The sequence below is a fragment of the Micromonospora sp. CNZ303 genome (assembly GCF_004345505.1).
In genome coordinates this window covers 164575-183485 of sequence record NZ_SLVT01000007.1, presented here as the reverse complement: position 1 = coordinate 183485, position 18911 = coordinate 164575, and the positions used below count along the sequence as shown (strand labels likewise).

Sequence of the window (18911 nt, the reverse complement as noted above, 5' to 3'; positions counted from 1 at the left end):
CGCTACCTCCTCTGGTCCCGGCGATGCCGACACTCCTAACGTGGAGGGGTTAACCACGCGCTTACCGGGCCGGCACGGTCCGACTGCGCCTCGCGCCGGGAGGAAACATGGGCAGGGACGTCGAGCAGGGCGCCTTCTCCCGGGAGGACCGGGTCCGCTACCGACAGAAGGTCCGGCGGTGCCTGGACGTCTTCGCCCTGATGCTGGACGACTTCGGCTTCGACGCCGACCGGCCGATGACCGGGCTGGAGATCGAGCTGAACCTGGTCGACTCGGCGGCCGAGCCGGCGATGCGCAACGACCAGATCCTCGCCGACATCGCCGACCCGCTCTTCCAGACCGAGCTGGGCCAGTTCAACCTGGAGCTGAACGCGCCGCCCCGGCTGATCGAGGGCGACGGCTTCGCCGACTACGAGCAGGACCTGCGCGGCAGCCTCTCCCGCGCCGACGAGCGGGCCGCCAAGTCGGACGCGAAGATCGTCCTGGTCGGCATCCTGCCCACCCTCACCGAGCGTCACCTCGTCGAGGACAACCTCTCCACCAACGAGCGGTACCGGGTGCTCAACGACCAGATCGTCGGCGCCCGGGGCGAGGACATCGAGCTCGACATCCGAGGCGTCGAACGCCTCCAGACCCACACCGACTCGATCGCCCCCGAGGCCGCCTGCACCAGCCTCCAGTTCCACCTCCAGGTCGCCCCGGACAGCTTCGCCGACTACTGGAACGCCTCCCAGGCCATCGCCGGGGTGCAGGTGGCCGTCGGGGCCAACTCGCCCTTCCTCTACGGGCGCCAGCTCTGGGCGGAGACCCGCATCGCCCTGTTCGAGCAGGCCACCGACACCCGGCCGGACGAGCTGAAGGCGCAGGGCGTACGACCCCGGGTCTGGTTCGGCGAACGCTGGATCACCTCGATCTTCGACCTCTTCGAGGAGAACGTCCGCTACTTCCCGCCGCTGCTGCCGATCTGCGAGGACGAGGACCCGGTCGAGGTCCTGCACGGCGGCGGCGTACCGGAGCTGGGCGAGCTGCGCCTGCACAACGGCACCGTCTACCGGTGGAACCGGCCGGTCTACGACATCATGAACGGCCGCCCGCACCTGCGGGTGGAGAACCGGGTGCTGCCGGCCGGCCCGACCGTGGTCGACATGCTGGCCAACGCCGCCTTCTACTTCGGGCTGGCGCGCGGGCTGGCGGAGTCCGACCGGCCCATCTGGAGCCAGCTCACCTTCAGCTCCGCCGAGGAGAACTTCCACGCCGCCGCCCGGCGCGGCATGGACGCCGTCCTGCACTGGCCCCGCCTCGGCGAGGTGCCGGTGACCAAGCTGGTCCCGGACGTCCTGCTGCCCAAGGCGGCCGCCGGGCTCGACCGGTTCGGGGTGTCCCCGGCCGAACGCGACCGGCTGCTCGGCATCATCGAGCAGCGCTGCCGTACGGGCCGCAACGGCGCGGTCTGGCAGACCGAGGCGGTCTGGGCGGCCGAGCGGCACCGCGGCATGGGCCGGGGCGCCGCCCTGCACCACATGGTGCAGCGCTACGCCGAGCTGCAACGCAGCAACGAGCCCGTGCACACCTGGCCCGTCGACTGACCCGGCCTGGCGCCCCGCGGCGGTGAGGCCTCAGTGGGCCGGGGTGGGAGCGCGGCGGTGAGGCCCTCAGTGGGGTCGGGGCGGGAGTGGCCAACACCGCCCGGCCGTCGGTCAGCGGGTGCGGCGGGCGGAGCGGGATCGGCGGCCGGTGGTCTGCGGTTCCGCCGGATCGCCGGCGGACGGCACAGCCGGCTCCCCGGTCGTCACCGACGCCGGCGTGTCGTCCCCGGCGGCCGAAGCGGCCGGCTCCCCGTCCGGCGTGCCGAACGGGGCCGGTTCTCTGGCCGGCGTGCCGGACGCGGTCGCGGGCCGCGCGGCGGCGGGGACCGGCGCCGGTTCGCGGTCGGCGGGGAGCACCCCTCCGTCCGCTGCGACGGGCCCCCCGCCCGGCGCGCTGCCGCCCGACCCGGTGAAGGTGTCGCTGCCGCCCGGCGCGGTGAAGGCGTCGCTGCCACCCGACATGGCGGAGGCGTCGCTGCCGCCCGACATGGCGGAGGTGTCGCTGCCGCCCGGCGTCGCCTGGGCGTTGCCGTCGGTGCCGTCGACCGGAGCAGTGTGCCGCCCCGGGGCCGGGTCGCCCGGGTGGTCGGCGGATTCGCCGGTGCGTTGGCGGGGGACCCGCACGGGCCCCCGGGCCGCGGCCCGTCGGGCGGCCCGCTGGGCGAGGACGGTGACCAGGACGGCGCCGCCGACCCCGACGATCACCGCGTACGGCGCGATCAGGTGCGCCGACACCTGCTCCGGGCTGATCGCGGTCAGCCTCGGCACCGCCAGGAAGTACGCGGTCGCGACGAGCAGCGGCCCGGCCGCACCCGAGGCGGCCGCCCCGACCCGGTGGTCGGGGTCCCGGGCGTCCCGGCGGGCCGCGAGGGCACCGATCACCAGCGCGGAACCGAGGGACAGCAGCGCCCCCGGCCAGTAGAAGTAGTCGCGGATCCAGTACCGCCCGTCGTCGGGCCCGAGCTGCCAGATGCCGAGCTGGGCGCTGGTCAGACCGCGCCCGGCCAGCACGCCGTCCACGACGGCGATCACGGCGAGCAGCCAGAGCCAGCCGACGGTGGCGAGCACGTTGTCCGCGGCGGCCCGCGAGCGCAGCGCCCAGGCCGCAGTCAGCACGCCGACCAGCACGCCGACCGCCGCGTAGGCGGCCGCGACGTTCCGGGGCGAACCGGTGTCGGCCACCGCCACCGCCTGCCGGGCCGGTACGGCCACCAGCAGCACGGTGATCAGCGCGCCCACCCCGGCGGCCACGGCGAGCGCGGCGGAGCCGAGGACGCCACCACCCGGTCCGGCCGGAGCCGCGTAGGCGGGGCCGGTGGCCGGTTCCGGGGCGCGGTCGCGCAGCCGCTGCGCGCAGACCGCGCCGAAGACCGTCGAGGTGGCTGCGATCCAGGTGGCCCAGATCAGACCCGCCACCCAGGCGGTCCCGCCGGCGGTCGCGTCCGCCGGCGCCCAGTTGATGATGCCCAGCCCGTAGCCGAAGCCCAGTTGGGCCGCGCCCGCGCCGGCAGCGACGCCGACCGCGATCGCGATCGATCCTCCCCAGCCTCGTCTGGCCATGCCGGGGAGCGTAACGTCCCGTGGTCGGCGCGGCGAGTCGTGGCGGTCCGGCCCGGGCAACCGCGATGACGCCGGCATTGACGGGAGCGGGTACGGTCGCCGGTGATCGAGGCGGGGTGGGCGTATGACGGACGGGGACACGGGCGCGCGGGACGACGCCGGGCCGGACCGGTCGGCGCTGCTGCTCAGGGGCGGGTTGGCCGTCGTGCTGCTCGCTGCCGTCGGCGCGACCGGCGGCTGGCTCCTGGCCGGCGAGGGCGACCCGTCGGCCCCGCCGACGGCGGCGGAGGGGCTGCCCGCCACCAGCGCGCCCGCCGCGACCCGCGCGACCCCGGGCCGGTCCGCGCCGGCGGCGGCTCCCCGGACGACCGCACCGAGCCGCTCCGCCGGGCTGACCGTCCCGCCGGTGGTCGGCGAGGAATTCACGGACGCCCGAGAGGAGCTCCGCGAGAGGCGGCTGGGCTGGCGGCTCGTCTTCGGCGGTGGCACCGGGACGCTCGTGGAGCGCACCTCCCCGGCGGTGGGCACCGAGGTGCAGCCCGGGCGCACCGTGACGCTCTACGTGAGCGGTCCGGCGCCAGCCGCCACCGTGCCGGACGTGGTGGGCGACGACTGCGACGACGCGGCGGACGAGCTCGTCGACGAGGGCTTCTACCCGCAGTACCGGACGGGCAGGACCGGCAAGGTCAGCCGCCAGGATCCGGCCGGCGACGGTGCGGGCCGGTGGAACGACCAGGTGTCGATCTGGTGCGGTGACGCGCCGGAGGACGGCGGTTCGCCCTCCCCGACACCCTGACGGAGCGTCCGGCACGCTGGTCCCGGCCGATGGCCTCCGGGACCGCTAGGTTGGCGGTCAGGGCCCGCGACGCCCGCCCGGGTCGGGAGAGGACGCGCCATGAGTGAGCGTCAGCGAGTGAGTCATCGGCACGGTGCGGTGGTGCCTCAGGTCGGCACGCAGCGGAGCGGAGTGCCGGGCATGAGTGAGCGTCAGCGAGTGAATCATCGGCACGGTGCGGTGGTGCCTCAGGTCGGCACGCAGCGGAGCGGAGTGCCGGCATGAGCGACGACCGCTGGGAGCCTCCCGCCGGGGAACACGACGACCGGACCCGCCCGCTGCCTCCGCCGGGCGATTCCTCGGCCGGGGCGGAACCCGACCGTACGCAGCCGCTGCCCCGCCCCGACCGGAGCCCCCCGGATGCCGGCGACGCCACCCGACCGGTGCCGGGCGACACCGCCCCGCTGGACCGTACGGCCGCCGCGCCGCCGGAGCGGTCCGGGCCGGCGGCGTGGTCCGGCCGGGCAGAGGTGCGGCCCGGCGGGCCGGCCGACCAGCCGGAGGCCGAGTGGTACGCCGAGGAGCAGGACTCGCGGCGCTGGTGGCTGCCGATCCTGTGGGGCGTGATCGTGCTGCTGCTGCTCGGCCTGCTCGGCGCCGGGCTGTGGCTGGCCCTCCAGTCGACGGACGACGACCCGAGCGGGCCGGAGCCGTCGCCGTCGCCGTCGGTGACCCGCGCGTCGCCGACCACCGCCGCGCCGACCTCGGCGGCCCCCACCAGCTCGTCGCCCTCGGCGTCCCCGACGCCCTCGGAGCCGGCCGCACTGCCGATGCCGCCGGTGGTGAACCTGCCGCTGGAGACGGCGCAGGCCATCCTGGACGACGTCGGGCTGGACCACCGGGTCGAGTACGAGACGTCGGACCGTCCGGCCGGCACGGTGATCCGCACCGAACCGGCGGCGGGGGAGCTGGTGCCGGCGGACGAGGAGGTCACGCTGGTGGTGGCTCGCGACGCCGCCTCGCCGACCGGCGGGGTCACGCCGTCGGTCGAACCGACCGCCACCCGGTGAGCCGCCGGCCCGCGCCGCCGCGTCACCACATGCGTCGTCTCGTTCCGACCATGCCGAGCCCGGCCAGCGAGATGGCCAGTCCGAAGATGCCGGACCAGAAGAGGGAACGGCGGACGTCGTCGGGCGCAGGGCGGGCGGCGTGTGCCGCACCGTCCGGGGAGCCCGTGGGAACCCCGGCCCCGGCGGCGGATCCGGAGTCGCCGGCGGCGCCGAGCGCGTCCGCCTCGTCTGGCCCGGTCAGCGCGTACGGGGGGTCGAGGGCGTCCGGCACGTCGTCGTAGGGCGGGTCCTCATCCACCACGGTGATCTCCGGTGCCGGGACCGGGGTGGTCAGCCGCGTGGTGGACGAGAGGGCGGGATCGCGGACCACGACCACCAGTGTGGTGACGGCGCCGATCAGCGCCAGTAGTCCGAAGGCGTAGGCGATACGGGAGCGGTGGTGCCGCCGCGCGGCGGGCTGATTGACCATGGCCATCCCAGGTTCGGGGTCCTGGACGCGCGGGGTGGAAACGTGCCGGGGTGGGCGTACCTCATCCTATGGCGACGGCACGCCTCTCGGCTGCCGATCGCGCAGGTCAGCCCACCCGGACCGGGGTGCGGGCGGCGGGCCGGCGCGGCGCGCGCACGGTGTGCGGACGCGGCTCGGGGGCCGACCGCAGGTGGCGCAGCCCCTCCCGCTGGACGAAGATCGACCGCCGGCTGACCGCGTCCCCCGATGCGTTCAACTCGTAGCCTTCGAGCCAGATCCAGCCGTCGTAGGTCGGCCAGTCCAGCACCCGGATGACCCGGAACATGATGGGCCTGAGGAACTGGACACTCGCCGCGCGAGTCACGTGCACTACGTCACCGGAGCGGGGAAGCACATGGGCTCCTGGGAAGGGTAGGCCGGCCGACGGGCCGGCGGTGAGGGTCGGGGGACGTCGATGGCCCGGTGGCGGGGTCGTGCCTCGTGGACCGGTCTTGCGGGCGGTGGTGGTCGGGCCGTGTCCGCTGGTGGCGAATCGTCACCCGACCAACACCCGGCTACTCCGGGTACCGCTCCCGCCGCCGCAGCCAACTGGCGTGCAGCGGCGAGGTCATCAACCCGGGGCAGGTCTGGTTGTGGACTGCCGGGCGCTCCCACCGCCGCGCGTCCCGCGGTCCGTGGGGTCACCACGGCGAGGAAGCGGACGGAGACGGTGAGTAACCCGTGCCATACGGACAGAGTGCATCAGCGACGTGCTTGATGCAAGTTGCACGTCGACTTTTGCCGATACGTGAGCGGCTCGTGCAAAGCAGCGCTTGAAGCCATTCACGTATGCCCGGCACACTGGGAGCGGTTTCGCCCGTCGCGGCCGGCCGATGACCGGCACCACCCCACGCCGCGAACGACGCCCGCCGTACGACGGTCGCGCCCCTGGCGGGTGACGACAGTGGCGCACGGCGAGGCGGAGGTGGACCGGGTGAGGCCTGACAGGCGGTGGTTCCGACCAGCGGGCGGGGTCGTGTCGTGAGCGAGCGGCGCAGCCCCACCATCCGGCGGCGTCGCCTCGGCGCCGAACTGCGCCGCCAGCGGGAGACGGCCGGCATCACCATCGAGGCGGTCGCCGAGCAGTTGGAGTGCTCGGCGTCGAAGGTCTCGCGGATCGAGACCGGCCACACCACGGCGACGCCCCGCGACGTGCGGGACATGCTGCGGATCTACGGCGTGGTGGGTGCCGAGAGCGACGAGCTGGTGCAGATCGCCCGCGAGGCGCGGCAGAAGGGCTGGTGGCACCCCTACAGCACGGTGCTGGTCGGCGCGTACGTCGGGCTCGAGGCGGCGGCCGGTTCGATCCGCGCGTACGAGCAGCAGGTGGTGCCCGGGCTGCTGGAAACCGAGGACTACGCGGGCGCGATGATCCGGGCCGCCCGGCCCGACTTCACTCCCGAACAGGTGCGGCAACGGGTGCGTGTCCGTCTGGGCCGTCAGTCGTTGTTGACGCAGGATGATCCGGTCGATCTGTGGGTGGTGCTCGATGAAGCGGTGGTGAGCCGTCCGGTGGGCGGGGACGAGGTAATGCGTGACCAGCTCAAACACCTGGTCGAGGTGGCGGAACTGCCGAACGTGACGCTCCAGATCCTGCCTTTCACGGTGGGGGCGCACGCCGGCATGGACGGCACCTTCACGATCCTCAGCTTCCCTGAGCCCGGTGATCCGGATGTCGTGTACGCGGAGAATGCCACGGGTGGGCTCTTCCTGGAGAAGAGTGACGAACTGCAGAAGTACAGCTTCATCTTCGATCACATCCGAGCGGCGGCCATACGTCCTGAGGAGTCCATCGCACACATCGCGAAACTGGCAGAGGAGCCGATGTGGAAATGGCGACCAACGGGTTCCCCGTGGACCTGACGCAGGCGACGTGGTTCAAGAGCTCGAAGAGCGGGCCGAACTGCGACAACTGCGTGGAGGTGGCGTACGTGACGGGGGCGGTCGGCGTGCGGGACTCGAAGGACAAGACGGGCCCGGCCCTGGTCTTCTCCCCGGGTGGCTGGCACGCCTTCGTCGCCGGCGCCAGGGGCGGTGTGTTCGACAAGGGCTGACGGGACCGGAACGTGACGCGATGCCCCCGTCCGGCAGTGGAGCCGGGCGGGGGCATCGTCGTGCCCGCGTCCCGGACCGGCCGCGAGTTCGTCCCGCCGTCGGCGTCGCCACATCGGGTCCGTGTCGTTGTACCCCTCGGCACGGCGGTGGTCGACGAGCCGCCGCCGGGATCGGCAACCGAGCGAGGCAGGCGAGACGGATGACGACGATCGGTTCGGACAACCTCACCAACGGGCCGGGCAAGCCGGAACGGTTCGGGGGCAAGTACCGGGGGGCACGGCGGGACACCGTCCTCACCGAGGTGGTGTCGACCGACACCGAGATGGGTGGCCGGGAGAGCCCGGCCGCGCCGCCGGAGCAGCCCGGTCCGCCGCTCTCCCTGCCCTCGCTGGACCCCAACCCGCTGACCGAGCCGTCGTTCCCGCCCGGCAACTGGTCGGTGGAGCCGGCAGAGTCGCTGGTCGACCATCCGCTGCTGCGCGGGCTGCTGATGGAGTTGCCGCCGAAGGGCAGCGTCCCGCCGCCCGGCTGGCTCGACCGCTGGTTCGAGGCGACCCGGGCGATCCTGGAACTGCTATACGTGCAGGGCCCCGGCCGCTCGCGGTGACGCGGGCCGTACCGGCACGGCCCGCTCCACGAGCCGGCTGTGCCGCAGGGCATGGCGTACGCCGATGGCGGCGACGCCCAGCACGCCCAGGGTGACCGCCGGCCCGGCCACGCCGGGTCCGGACAGCAGGTCCGGGGCGCTTGCCGCAGCCACTGCGGGCAGGATCGCCAGCCCGGTGACCTGCACCGGGAGCCCGATCAGCGGGTGCGCGGCGGAGGCCCGCAGGCCGTGCGGCGCCGGGGTGCCCGGGGCCGACGAGAGCGCGCCCGCGCCCGCCCGCAGCCGGCGTACCCGGCGCACCGTGCAGGCCGCGACCACGAGCGCGGGGGCGGCGGCGAGGGTGAGGCCGGCGGCCGCCCGGTCCGCGGGGGCCGCGCCGGCGCTGGAGAGCCCCGCGCCGAGCACGGCGGCCGTCAGGCCCAGGCCGGTCAGCGTCAGGGCGAGCACCCATCCGGTACGCCGGCGCAGGGCCCGGGCGTGGTCCAGCCGGGGCAGCCCGTCCGCGAGCCAACCGGCGACGAGCCAGACGGCGGCCAGCGACAGCAGCACGGCCAGGTGAATCTCCATGACCGACAGCCTTGCCCGTTTTCGACGACCGTGAATCCGGGCAGGTCCCCGGTTCGTCCCGCAGCCGCCGCCCCTAGGGGGTCATCCCTCCGGTGGTATGGGGAAGTCGACATGTTTGAATTCCCGTTTGCGCCCCCCTACCCTCAGCTTGATCGGCATTCATCGATTCACTCGTCTCGAACAGTTGGACGGTCGGTGCCGGTCGGAGGGAGTAGAAGATGGGTCTTCCACGCAGGTCCGTACTCGTCGGGGTGGCCGCGCTGGCCATGGTGGCCACCGCCACGCCCGCCATGGCCGCCGAACCGGTGGGCACGATCCGCGCCGCCGGCGGCGCCACCGCCGTGGCCGACAGCTACATCGTCGTCTTCAAGGACAGCTCGGTCGCCCGCAGCAGCGTCGGTGACACCGCGCAGCGGCTGGTCGGCCGGCACGGCGGCGCGGTCGCCCGCACCTACGGCGCCGCCCTGCGCGGCTTCGAGGTCCGGGTCGACGCCAGGGCCGCCGCCCGCATCGCCGCGGACCCCGCCGTGGCGTACGTCGAGCAGAACCACACGGTCTCCATCGCCGGCACCCAGACCAATCCGCCCTCCTGGGGCCTGGACCGGATCGACCAGCGCGCCCTGCCGCTGGACAGCTCCTACACGTACCCGAACACGGCGAGCAACGTGCACGCCTACATCATCGACACCGGCATCCGGTTCAGCCACAGCGACTTCGGCGGCCGGGCGGTCTCCGGCTACGACGCCGTCGACGGCGGTTCGGCCGACGACTGCAACGGGCACGGCACGCACGTCGCCGGCACCGTCGGCGGTTCGGCGTACGGCGTGGCCAAGGGCGTCCAGCTGGTCGGCGTACGCGTGCTGAACTGCCAGGGCAGCGGCACGAACGCCGGCGTCATCGGCGGCGTCGACTGGGTGACCGCCAACGCGGTCAAGCCGGCCGTGGCCAACATGAGCCTCGGCGGCGGCGCGAACACCACGCTCGACACCGCCGTACGCAACTCCATCAACTCCGGCGTGAGCTACGGCCTGGCGGCGGGCAACGACTCCGGCGGCAACGCCTGCAACACCTCGCCCGCCCGGACCGCCGAGGGCATCACCGTCGGCTCCACGACCAACACCGACGCCCGGTCGTCGTTCTCCAACATCGGCACCTGCCTGGACATCTTCGCGCCCGGGTCGTCGATCACCTCGGCGTGGCACACGAGCGACACCTCGACCAACACGATCAGCGGCACCTCGATGGCGACGCCGCACGTCGTCGGCGCGGCGGCCCTGGTGGCCAGCGCCAACCCGGCCTGGACGCCGCAGCAGGTCCGCGACTACCTGGTGAACAACGCCACCAGCAACGTCGTGACCAACCCGGGCACCGGCTCGCCGAACAAGCTGCTCTACGTCGTGAACGGCGACACCCCGCCGCCGACCAACGACTTCTCCGTCTCGGTCTCGCCGACCTCCGGCTCGACCGCGCCGGGCGGCTCGGTGACCGCCACGGTCGCCACCGCCACGACCAACGGCTCCGCCCAGTCGGTGAGCCTCTCGGCCAGCGGGCTGCCGTCCGGGGCGACCGCCTCGTTCAGCCCGGCCACCGTCACCTCGGGTGGTTCGTCGGCGCTGACCATCAGCACCTCGGCGAGCACACCGGCCGGCACCTACTCCGTGACCGTGACGGGCACCGCGGCCTCGGGCAGCAGGACCGCCACCTACTCGCTGACGGTCACCGGCACCGGCGGCGGCTGCTCCGGCACCAACGGCACCGACCTCGCGATCCCGGACACGAACGTCGCGGTGAGCAGCTCGATCGTGATCGCCGGCTGCGCCCGCAACGCCTCGTCGGCCTCCACCGTCGCGGTGAACATCGTGCACACCTACCGCGGTGACGTCGTCATCGACCTGGTCGCGCCGGACGGCTCGACCTACCGGCTGAAGAACAGCAGCTTCTTCGACGGCGCGGACAACATCAACGCCACCTACACGGCGAACCTGTCGAGCGAGGCGGCGAACGGCACCTGGCAGCTGCGGGTGCGCGACGTCTACTCGGGCGACACGGGTTACCTGAACACCTGGACCCTCACCCTCTGACGCGACACGAGAACGGGCCCCTTCCCACCGCTGTGGGAAGGGGCCCGTCCCGACTTCTGTCGGTGATCAGACGGCGAAGGTTGCCGGTCGTTCGGTGGCCGGGGCCGGCGGCTTCGCCTTCCACAGCCCCGTCTTCTGCCCGGCGAGCCGGGTCAGGTAGGCCGGGTTGAGGATCACGTAGCGCTTCCAGAGCCGCTTCGGCTCCAGGCCGAGGCGCCAGAACCACTCCAGGCCCGCCCGCTGCATCCACGGCGGGGGGTGGCGCAGCAGGCCGGCGTGGTAGTCGAAGGCCGCCCCGACCGCCATCAGCGGCATGTCCAGCAGCGGTCGCATGGCGTACGTGAAGACCTCCTGGCGCGGGCAGCCCAGCCCGACCAGCACGAGCCGGGCCCCGCTGGACCGGATCCGGTCGGCGATCTCCACGTCCTCGCCCGGCTGCACCGCCCGGAACTTGGACGGCTCCACGCCGGCGATCTTCAGCGCCGGGAACATCCGCTCCAGCGCCGGGATCAGCCTGGCCAGGGTCTCCTCGGTCGACCCGTAGAGGTAGACCGGCAGCCCCTCGTCGGCGAACCGGGCGAGCACGTGCAGGGTCAGGTTCGGGCCGTAGACCCGGTCGGTCAGCCCCGCGCCGTGCAGCAGGTTGAGCGCCCAGCGCACCGGCTGGCCGTCGGGGGTGACCACGTCGAAGGAGTTCAGCCGGGCGTTGTGCGCCGGGTCGAGCACCCCGGTCATCACGCCGTGCACGGCCAGCGCCGTCAGCGCCAGCGGTCGGCGCTCCTGCGCGGCCGCCACCACCTGCTCGGTCGCCTCGGCGTAGTCGGTGGCGTCGACCAGGACCCCGAGGACGTTCCGCTTGCCCCTGCCGGTCATGCGCCCGGCACCCACTTGTCCACGTTGGCCTCGTAGATCTCGCGCATGATCATGGGCACGTCGTAGACCTGCTTCCACTCCGGGTAGTCGGCCTGGAAGGCCTCGTTCGAGCCGATCCACCACTTGTGGTCGCCGATCCGGTTGGCCTCGACGTACTCGGTGACCATCTCCTGGCCGGTGATCTGCTCGGCGAGCGCGAACGCCTCGCGGTTGGAGGTGTTCGAGTGCCGGCCGCCGCCGAGGTTGTAGACCGCCGCCGAGCGCGGGTTGCGGAAGAACGCCTCGAACGCGCTGACCACGTCCGAGCTGTGGATGGCGTCGCGGACCTGCTTGCCCTGGTAGCCGAAGATCTTGTAGGTGCGGCGCTCCATGTTGGCGCGCATCACGTAGCCCAGGAAGCCGTGCAGCTCCGTCGCGGAGTGCGCCGGACCGGTCAGCGTCCCGCCCCGGAAGCAGGCCGTCCGCATGTCGAAGTAGCGGCCGTACTCCTGCACCATGACGTCGGCCGCCACCTTGGAGGCGCCGAAGATCGAGTGCAGGCAGGCGTCGATGGACATGTCCTCGCGGATGCCCTGCTCGTACGGGTGCCCGGGCTCGATCTCCCAGCGGGTCTCCAGCTCGACCAAAGGCAGGCTGTTCGGCCGGTCGCCGTAGACCTTGTTGGTGGAGCAGTGGATGAGCGGCGCCTCGACGCAGTGCTCGCGCACGTTCTGCAGGACGTTGAGCGTGCCGGCGGCGTTCACGTCGAAGTCGGTGAACGGGTCGCGTACCGCCCAGTCGTGCGACGGCTGGGCGGCGGTGTGGATCACCACGGCGACGTCGGTGCCGTACCGCTTGAACAGCTTGGCCAGCGCGGCCCGGTCGCGGATGTCGATGCTGTGGTGCGAGTACGCGGACCCCAGTTCGTCGGTCAGCCGGCGGACGTTCCACGCGGTGGACGCCTCCGCGCCGAAGAACTCCTGCCGCATGTCGTTGTCGATGCCGACGACCTCGAGACCGAGGCCGGCGAAGTGCCGGACCGCCTCGGAGCCGATCAGACCGCCCGACCCGGTCACGAACGCGACACTCACACGCCACTCCTGGTCCATCGGAGGCAGAAACCATCGGAGCATAGCGTGACGTACGGCACGCCCCGATACGGCGCGAGGGCCCCGCATCGCTGCGGAGCCCTCGCGTATTGGTGGGGAAGGGGGGAGTTGAACCCCCACGCCCTTTCGGGCACACGGACCTGAACCGTGCGCGTCTGCCATTCCGCCACTTCCCCGTGGCTTGACCTCGAACACTGTAGTCTGTGCCGGACCTGCTGTCTCCAGCGGGCCCCGGACATCCTAGCCGGTCCGTGGTCGTTGCGACGATCGGTTACCGTCCGAGGAGCGGTTACCGTTCGTGGCGGACGAAAGAGTAGCACGGCATTATCGGCCCGCCCGAACGGGCCGCCGTCAGACGGCCGAGCGGCGTGTGAGCTGCGCGCGCGCCGGCCGGATACCATCATGTCCTCGGGACCCGAGGAGGAGCCGGTGAGCGTGCTGCAACGCTTCGAGAAGCGTCTGGAAGGCCTGGTCGAGGGGGCCTTCGCCAAGGTCTTCAAAGGGGTGGTCCACCCCGTGGAGATCCTCAACGCCATGCAGCGGGAGGCCGAGGCGCACAAGGCGATCCTGGCCGGTGGGCGCACGTTGGTGCCCAACCGCTACGTGATCGATCTCTCGCCCTACGACCACAGTCGTCTGGCGCCGTACGCCGCCGCGCTGGCCCAGGAGCTGGCCCAGTCGCAGGCGGAGTTCATCGGCGAGCAGGCCTGGACGGTCTACGGCGACGTGATCGTCGAGATCGAACGCGGCGAGGGGCTGGACACCGGGATGTTCCGGGTCACCGCCGAGGTCTACACCGGCGGCGAGGTCGCCCCGGTCTCGGCGCCCGGCTACGACGCGGGCCCGCCCGCCTACCCGGCCTACGACCAGGGCGGCGGCTACGGTCCCCCGCCCGGCCACGGCGGCGGCCGCAACGTGCGGCTGGTCTCCGGCGACGGGCGCACCTACCCCCTCCAGATGGGCTCGACCGTGATCGGCCGCGGCGACCAGGCCAACCTGCGCCTGCCCGACGTCGGGATCTCGCGGCGACACGCCCGGCTGGACTTCGACGGTGGTCAGGTCGTGCTGACCGACCTGGGGTCGACCAACGGCACCATGGTCAACGGCCAGCGGGTCTCCGCCGTGGCGCTCAACCCCGGCGACATGATCCAGCTCGGCACCACGACGCTGACCTTCCGCGTGGACGGCTGACCCGCGTTGCCGGAACTCGTCATCACCGTCGCCCGGTTCGGGTTCCTCATCCTGCTGTGGATCTTCGTGTTCACGGTGGTCGGCGTGATCCGCCGGGACCTGTTCGCGGGCGCCCGGTCGGGCCGGCTGGTGGCTGCCCCCCGGGCCGTCGGCGCCTCGCTCGGGCAGGCGGCGAAACCGACGAAGGGGAAGCGGGGCAGGGCGGCCCACCAGCTCGTGGTAACCGCCGGTCAACTTGCCGGGACCCGGATCACCCTCGGCGAAGCGCAGATCACCATCGGCCGGGCGGAGGATTCCACCCTCGTCATCACCGACGACTACGCCTCGGCGCGGCACGCCCGTCTGGTGCCGCGCGACGGCCAGTGGTTCGTCGAGGACCTCGGCTCGACTAACGGCACGTACCTGGATCGCGCTAAGGTCACCGGACCAACCCCCGTCCCCCTCGGCGTGCCGATCCGGATCGGCCGCACTTCTCTCGAATTACGGCCATGACTCTGACCCTGCGCTATGCGGCCCACAGCGACCGCGGTCTGATCCGAGACGGTAACCAGGATTCCGTCTACGCCGGGCCGCGGCTTCTCGCCGTCGCCGACGGCATGGGCGGCATGGCCGCCGGTGACGTCGCCAGCAACATCGTCATCGGTGCCATGGCGCCGCTCGACGAGGACGTCCCAGGTAACGCCCTCGTCGACGCGCTGCGTTCGGCCGTGGGCACCGCCAACCAGCAGCTCCGCGACACCGTGGACGCCAACCCCCAGCTGGAGGGGATGGGCACCACGCTCACCGCGACCCTCTTCTCCGGCAGCAAGCTGGGCATGGTCCACATCGGTGACTCGCGGGCCTATCTCCTGCGCAACGGTGAGTTCGCGCAGATCACCAAGGACGACACGTACGTCCAGATGCTCGTCGACGAGGGCCGGATCAGCGCCGAGGAGGCGAGCAGCCACCCCCAGCGCTCATTGCTCACCCGGGCGCTCGACGGCCGCGACATCGACCCGGAATACAGCGTCCGTCAGGTGCTTCCCGGCGACCGCTACCTGATCTGCAGCGACGGCCTCTCGGGTGTGGTCAGCGCCGACACCATCGGCGAGACGATGCGCGAATACACCGACCCGCAGCAGTGCGTGGAGCGGCTGGTGCAGCTCGCCCTTCGCGGCGGCGGCCCGGACAACATCACGGTGATCATCGCCGACGCCACCGACCAGGACATCGTCGAGGCGAGCCCGATCGTCGGCGGCGCCGCCGCCCGGGACCGGGGCATGGCGACCTCCGCCGACGTGTCCACGCCGGCCGCCCGCGCGTCCGCCCTCTCCGCGCCGCGCCCGCCCGTTCCCGAGGAACCGACGGCAGGCGCCGACGACGAGTCGGAGCGCCCGAGGCGCCGGCCGGTACGGGCCGCCGCGATCTCGGTGGCGTTGCTGGTCCTCGTCGGCGGCGCGGTCTTCGGCGGCTGGAGCTACACCCAGCGGCAGTACTACGTCGGCGCGACCGAGAACGGCCAGGTCGCGGTGTTCCGGGGCATCCAGGGCGAGATCGCCGGGATGAACCTGTCGACCGTGCACTCCAAGAGCCCGGCGGACCTGGAGGACCTGACGCTGGCCGCCCAGGAGCAGGTCAAGCAGGGCATCCCGGCCAAGAGCGAGCCCGACGCCGAGCGTCGACTGGCCGAGCTGACCAGCGACGACCCGATGAACCCGAACCTGAAGCCGATCTGCCCGCCGAGCCCGAGTCCGAGCGCCGGGGCCGTCACCACCGTCCCGACGCCGACCTCCGTCCCGGTGTCGCCCGCTCCGACCGTCAGCGCGAGTGCGAGCGCCCCGGTCAGCGGCCGGCCAAGCACGCCGGCCGCGCCGACCACCACGCCCGACGCCCCGCCCTCCGACACCGACTCGCCGGCGCTCGACCCCGCCGCGTGCCGGTCGCCGGAGTAGGCGCGGCTCGATCCGAGGACGTTCCGTGACCGCAGCGGCCATTCCGGCATCCTCGCCCGCCACCACGGGCGAGCAGCCCGGCGTACGCCTGGCCCGGTCCCGGCGCAACGCCGAGCTGTCGTTGCTGCTGGTCGCCATGGTGCTGGTGGCCGCGTACGGGGCGATGGTCGAGGCGAAGGTGCTCGACACGGTCACGGCCGACTTCTGGATGCCGGCCGCCGCGCTCACCGCCGTGTTCCTCGGCCTGCACCTGGTGATCCGGTTCCTGGCGCCCTTCGCCGACCCGGCCCTGCTGCCGGCGGTCGCCCTGCTCAACGGGATCGGGGTCGGCTTCCTGCGCCGGCTCGACCTGGGCAGCGCGGCGCCCGCCGAGCGGGAGGACCTGGCCATCTTCGCCGGCACCGGCGGCAGGCAGTTGGCCTGGACGCTCGCCTCGGTCATCCTCGCCGCCGGCCTGCTCGCGCTCATGCGGGACCACCGCTCGGTGTCGCGCTACGCGTACACGCTGGGGTTGGCCGGCATCGTGCTGGTGATGATCCCGGCGGTGCTGCCCAGCCGGTTCTCCGAGATCAACGGCGCGAAGCTGTGGATCCGGGTCGGGGGCTTCTCGATCCAGCCCGGTGAGTTCGCCAAGCTGGCCCTGCTGGTCTTCTTCGCCTACTACCTGGTGCGCAAGCGCGAGGTGCTGTCGCTGGCGAGCCGCCGGTTCCTCGGCATCGACTTCCCGCGCGGGCGGGACCTCGGCCCGGTGGTCGCGGTCTGGCTGGTCAGCGTCCTGGTCCTCGTCTTCGAGAAGGACCTGGGCACCTCGCTGCTCTACTTCGGCATGTTCGTGGTGACGCTCTACATCGCCACCGAGCGGGTCAGTTGGCTGCTCATCGGTCTGGTGCTCTTCTTCGGCGGCGTCTACCTGGCGTACGTGCTGGGCGACGTGGTCGGCGGGCCGTTCGCCAACTTCTACCTGCGCGCGCAGATCTGGCTCGACCCGTTCGCCGACCCCTACAACGACGGCTACCAGCTCGTGCAGGGCCTGCTCGCGCTCGGCACCGGTGGCCTGTTCGGCGCGGGTCCCGGTGGCGGCCAGCCCGGCCTGCTGCCCGAGGTGCAGAACGACTTCATCTTCGCCGGCATCGGTGAGGAGATCGGCCTCTTCGGCCTCTCCGCCCTGCTCGTGGTCTACCTGCTGATCGTGGAGCGGGGGCTGCGCGCGGCGCTGGCGGTCCGGGACTCGTTCGGCAAGCTGCTGGCCGGCGGCCTGGCCTTCACCCTCGGGCTCCAGGTCTTCGTGATCGTCGGCGGGATCAGCAAGCTCATCCCGCTGACCGGGCAGACCACCCCGTTCCTCTCCGCCGGCGGTTCCTCGCTGATGGCCAACTGGCTGCTCATCGCGGCCCTGCTCCGGATCTCCGACGGGGCCCGCCGCCCCGTCGCCGGCGGTGGCGGCAAGGCGGCCCGACCGTCCGGCGGCCCGCCGGAGCAGCTGCACGGTGCCCCCACGGAGGTGATCAGGCCGTGAACGCACCCCTGCGCCGCGTCGGCGTCGTCGTCATGGTTCTCTTCGGCCTGCTCTTCGCGAACCTGAACTGGATCCAGGCATACAAGGCCGACGAGTACCGCACCAGCGACTACAACGGTCGGGTCCAGGTCGCCGAGTACGAGCGCCGGCGCGGCAACATCGAGGCCGGCGGCACCGCCTTCGCGCTCAGCAAGGAGACCGACGGCGAGCTGAAGTTCCAGCGCAGCTACCCCGGCGGGGCGAGGTACGCCCACATCCTCGGCTACAAGCCGGTCAACCTCGCCGAGACCGGCATCGAGAAGTTCGAGAACGACTTCCTGGCCGGCACCAGCGACGCGCTGATCGCCAACCGGGTCAAGGACATGTTCACCGGTGACCAGTCCGGCGGCGGCAACGTCCTGCTGACGGTCTCCAAGGGCGCCCAGAACACCGCGTTCGAGCAGTTGCGCAACAACCGGGTCGACGCCGCCAAGGGCGCGGCGATCGCCGTCGACCCGCGTACGGGGGCGGTGCAGGCGCTGGTCTCGATGCCCAGCTTCGACCCCAACCCGCTGGTCAGCCACAGCACCAACGAGGCCACGGCCGCGTACAACAAGCTGGAGCAGGACCCGGCGGGCCCGCTGAAGAACCGCGCCCTCGGCGAGGTGCTCCCCCCGGGCTCCACCTTCAAGATCGTGGTGGCCGCCGCGGCGCTGGAGAGCGGCGTGGGTCAGCAGACGAAGATCCTGGCCGGGGCCAGCTGGACCCCGCCGACCTCGGGCACGCCGATCCGCAACGCGGCCCCGTCGATCTGCCCCGAGGACGAGGTCACCCTGATCAACGCGGTGACCGAGTCGTGCAACACGGGCTTCGCGCAGATGGGCGTCCGGCTCGGCGCCGACAAGATCAAGGAGAAGGCCCGGCAGTTCGGCTTCGAGCAGGAGGACCTCACCGTCGGCCACCTCAACGAGGCCGGCCACCCGGTGGCGGCGAGCCGGACCGGGGACATGCAGAACCCGGACGGCAGCACCGACCCGGCCGCGCTGGCGCAGTCGTCGATCGGCCAGAACAACGTGCGGATGACCCCGCTCCAGGGCGCCCTGATCGCCGCGTCCGTCGCCAACGGCGGCAGCCAGATGCGGCCGTACCTGGTCCGCCAGTTGCTCGCCCCGGACCGCACCACCAGCTACTACACCGCGAAGCCCAGGGAGTTGCGGCAGCCGGTCAGCGGTCAGGTCGCCAAGGACCTGCGGGACATGATGGTCAGCGTGGTCGAGAACGGCTCCGGCACGAACGCGCAGCTCAGGGGCTACACGGTCGGCGGCAAGACGGGCACCGCCCAGTCGGCGCCCGATCGGCCCGACCACGGCTGGTTCATCGGCTTCGCCCTGGACAAGAACGGCACGCCGGTCTCGGCGGTCTGCGTGATGCTGGAGCAGGCCGGCCCCGGCGGCAGCGCCGAGGCGGCCCGGATCGCCGGGCAGATCATGCGCGCCGCCATCGCCGACCCGGGGGGCCGCTGAC

At 72.6% G+C, this 18911-nt stretch carries 18 protein-coding genes and 1 tRNA gene; 12 read left to right on the top strand and 7 right to left on the bottom strand.

The genetic code is table 11. The annotated features are described in order from the left end of the window. Positions 1 to 107 precede the first annotated feature (107 nt). Positions 108 to 1586, top strand: a complete 1479-nt coding sequence (locus EV374_RS13985; RefSeq protein ID WP_132235369.1) for a glutamate-cysteine ligase family protein — start codon at positions 108 to 110, stop codon at positions 1584 to 1586. A 111-nt stretch (positions 1587 to 1697) separates the two neighbouring features. Here the strand turns inward: EV374_RS13985 and EV374_RS33395 are convergent, their stop codons facing one another. Then, positions 1698 to 3146: an ICP22 family protein gene (locus EV374_RS33395; protein ID WP_165947781.1), complete on the bottom strand. Its 1449-nt coding sequence runs from the start codon at positions 3144 to 3146 to the stop codon at positions 1698 to 1700. A gap of 124 nt (positions 3147 to 3270) precedes the next feature. On the opposite strand from EV374_RS33395, the gene EV374_RS13975 reads away from it, so the two are divergent. Both EV374_RS13975 and EV374_RS13970 read left to right on the top strand, forming a co-directional pair. After that, positions 3271 to 3942, top strand: a complete 672-nt coding sequence (locus tag EV374_RS13975; RefSeq protein WP_132235367.1) for a PASTA domain-containing protein — start codon at positions 3271 to 3273, stop codon at positions 3940 to 3942. 260 nt (positions 3943 to 4202) lie between these two features. Then, entirely contained in the window at positions 4203 to 4991 is a 789-nt protein-coding gene (locus tag EV374_RS13970; protein WP_132235365.1) for a PASTA domain-containing protein, read from the top strand. Positions 4992 to 5013: 22 nt separating this feature from the next. Here the strand turns inward: EV374_RS13970 and EV374_RS13965 are convergent, their stop codons facing one another. Beyond that, the gene (locus EV374_RS13965; RefSeq protein ID WP_207914178.1) at positions 5014 to 5466 is read right to left on the bottom strand and encodes a hypothetical protein; all 453 of its coding nucleotides are present in this window, start codon (positions 5464 to 5466) and stop codon (positions 5014 to 5016) included. Between the two features lie 100 nt (positions 5467 to 5566). Further along, positions 5567 to 5854, bottom strand: coding sequence for a hypothetical protein (locus EV374_RS13960; protein ID WP_132235361.1), 288 nt, complete (start codon positions 5852 to 5854; stop codon positions 5567 to 5569). A gap of 626 nt (positions 5855 to 6480) precedes the next feature. Between EV374_RS13960 and EV374_RS13955 the strand changes: the two genes are divergently transcribed. From EV374_RS13955 to EV374_RS13945, 3 genes are all read left to right on the top strand, one after another. Beyond that, positions 6481 to 7362: a helix-turn-helix domain-containing protein gene (locus EV374_RS13955; RefSeq protein WP_132235359.1), complete on the top strand. Its 882-nt coding sequence runs from the start codon at positions 6481 to 6483 to the stop codon at positions 7360 to 7362. Then, positions 7332 to 7553, top strand: coding sequence for a DUF397 domain-containing protein (locus tag EV374_RS13950; RefSeq protein WP_132235357.1), 222 nt, complete (start codon positions 7332 to 7334; stop codon positions 7551 to 7553). The genes EV374_RS13955 and EV374_RS13950 overlap by 31 nt, the downstream gene beginning before the upstream one ends. A 200-nt stretch (positions 7554 to 7753) precedes the next feature. Further along, positions 7754 to 8161 carry a hypothetical protein gene (locus EV374_RS13945; RefSeq protein ID WP_132235355.1) on the top strand — a complete coding sequence of 136 codons (408 nt, stop codon included), beginning with the start codon at positions 7754 to 7756 and terminating at the stop codon, positions 8159 to 8161. Here EV374_RS13945 and EV374_RS13940 read toward each other — a convergent pair. Further along, positions 8129 to 8728: a hypothetical protein gene (locus tag EV374_RS13940; protein WP_132235353.1), complete on the bottom strand. Its 600-nt coding sequence runs from the start codon at positions 8726 to 8728 to the stop codon at positions 8129 to 8131. The two genes, EV374_RS13945 and EV374_RS13940, sit on opposite strands and share 33 nt — an antisense overlap. A gap of 218 nt (positions 8729 to 8946) precedes the next feature. On the opposite strand from EV374_RS13940, the gene EV374_RS13935 reads away from it, so the two are divergent. Then, positions 8947 to 10809: a S8 family serine peptidase gene (locus EV374_RS13935; protein ID WP_132235351.1), complete on the top strand. Its 1863-nt coding sequence runs from the start codon at positions 8947 to 8949 to the stop codon at positions 10807 to 10809. Between the two features lie 66 nt (positions 10810 to 10875). Here EV374_RS13935 and EV374_RS13930 read toward each other — a convergent pair whose 3' ends face one another. The 3 genes from EV374_RS13930 to EV374_RS13920 form a co-directional block, all read right to left on the bottom strand. Continuing rightward, positions 10876 to 11682, bottom strand: a complete 807-nt coding sequence (locus tag EV374_RS13930; protein ID WP_132235349.1) for a WecB/TagA/CpsF family glycosyltransferase — start codon at positions 11680 to 11682, stop codon at positions 10876 to 10878. Next, positions 11679 to 12794 (bottom strand): NAD-dependent epimerase/dehydratase family protein, encoded by a 1116-nt coding sequence (locus tag EV374_RS13925; protein ID WP_207914176.1) that lies wholly within the window; start codon positions 12792 to 12794, stop codon positions 11679 to 11681. The genes EV374_RS13930 and EV374_RS13925 overlap by 4 nt, the downstream gene beginning before the upstream one ends. Before the next feature lie 66 nt (positions 12795 to 12860). Then, positions 12861 to 12946 (bottom strand) — tRNA-Leu (locus EV374_RS13920). Between the two features lie 226 nt (positions 12947 to 13172). Here EV374_RS13920 and EV374_RS13915 point away from each other — a divergent pair. The 5 genes from EV374_RS13915 to EV374_RS13895 are packed head-to-tail and all read left to right on the top strand — an operon-like array spanning position 13173 to position 18910. Next, on the top strand, positions 13173 to 13961 hold the full coding sequence (locus EV374_RS13915) for an FHA domain-containing protein (RefSeq protein WP_088996759.1): 789 nt from the start codon (positions 13173 to 13175) through the stop codon (positions 13959 to 13961). A 6-nt stretch (positions 13962 to 13967) separates the two neighbouring features. Continuing rightward, entirely contained in the window at positions 13968 to 14453 is a 486-nt protein-coding gene (locus EV374_RS13910; protein ID WP_132235345.1) for an FHA domain-containing protein FhaB/FipA, read from the top strand. Further along, complete coding sequence (locus EV374_RS13905; RefSeq protein ID WP_132235343.1) at positions 14450 to 15892, top strand: BofC C-terminal domain-containing protein; 1443 nt, start codon at positions 14450 to 14452, stop codon at positions 15890 to 15892. Before EV374_RS13910 ends, EV374_RS13905 begins: the two co-directional genes overlap by 4 nt. Before the next feature lie 25 nt (positions 15893 to 15917). Further along, positions 15918 to 17408, top strand: coding sequence for an FtsW/RodA/SpoVE family cell cycle protein (locus tag EV374_RS13900; RefSeq protein WP_132235341.1), 1491 nt, complete (start codon positions 15918 to 15920; stop codon positions 17406 to 17408). After that, on the top strand, positions 17405 to 18910 hold the full coding sequence (locus EV374_RS13895) for a penicillin-binding transpeptidase domain-containing protein (protein WP_132235339.1): 1506 nt from the start codon (positions 17405 to 17407) through the stop codon (positions 18908 to 18910). Before EV374_RS13900 ends, EV374_RS13895 begins: the two co-directional genes overlap by 4 nt. Position 18911: the final 1 nt, after the last annotated feature.

Excerpts from the sequence above, each read along its gene's own strand:
- EV374_RS13985 (WP_132235369.1), top strand. The coding sequence starts at position 108 with ATGGGCAGGGACGTCGAGCAGGGCGCCTTCTCCCGGGAGGACCGGGTC.
- EV374_RS33395 (WP_165947781.1), bottom strand. The coding sequence starts at position 3,146 with ATGGCCAGACGAGGCTGGGGAGGATCGATCGCGATCGCGGTCGGCGTC.
- EV374_RS13975 (WP_132235367.1), top strand. The coding sequence starts at position 3,271 with ATGACGGACGGGGACACGGGCGCGCGGGACGACGCCGGGCCGGACCGG.
- EV374_RS13970 (WP_132235365.1), top strand. The coding sequence starts at position 4,203 with ATGAGCGACGACCGCTGGGAGCCTCCCGCCGGGGAACACGACGACCGG.
- EV374_RS13965 (WP_207914178.1), bottom strand. The coding sequence starts at position 5,466 with ATGGCCATGGTCAATCAGCCCGCCGCGCGGCGGCACCACCGCTCCCGT.
- EV374_RS13950 (WP_132235357.1), top strand. The coding sequence starts at position 7,332 with ATGGCGACCAACGGGTTCCCCGTGGACCTGACGCAGGCGACGTGGTTC.
- EV374_RS13945 (WP_132235355.1), top strand. The coding sequence starts at position 7,754 with ATGACGACGATCGGTTCGGACAACCTCACCAACGGGCCGGGCAAGCCG.
- EV374_RS13940 (WP_132235353.1), bottom strand. The coding sequence starts at position 8,728 with ATGGAGATTCACCTGGCCGTGCTGCTGTCGCTGGCCGCCGTCTGGCTC.
- EV374_RS13935 (WP_132235351.1), top strand. The coding sequence starts at position 8,947 with ATGGGTCTTCCACGCAGGTCCGTACTCGTCGGGGTGGCCGCGCTGGCC.
- EV374_RS13930 (WP_132235349.1), bottom strand. The coding sequence starts at position 11,682 with ATGACCGGCAGGGGCAAGCGGAACGTCCTCGGGGTCCTGGTCGACGCC.
- EV374_RS13925 (WP_207914176.1), bottom strand. The coding sequence starts at position 12,794 with ATGCTCCGATGGTTTCTGCCTCCGATGGACCAGGAGTGGCGTGTGAGT.
- EV374_RS13915 (WP_088996759.1), top strand. The coding sequence starts at position 13,173 with ATGTCCTCGGGACCCGAGGAGGAGCCGGTGAGCGTGCTGCAACGCTTC.
- EV374_RS13905 (WP_132235343.1), top strand. The coding sequence starts at position 14,450 with ATGACTCTGACCCTGCGCTATGCGGCCCACAGCGACCGCGGTCTGATC.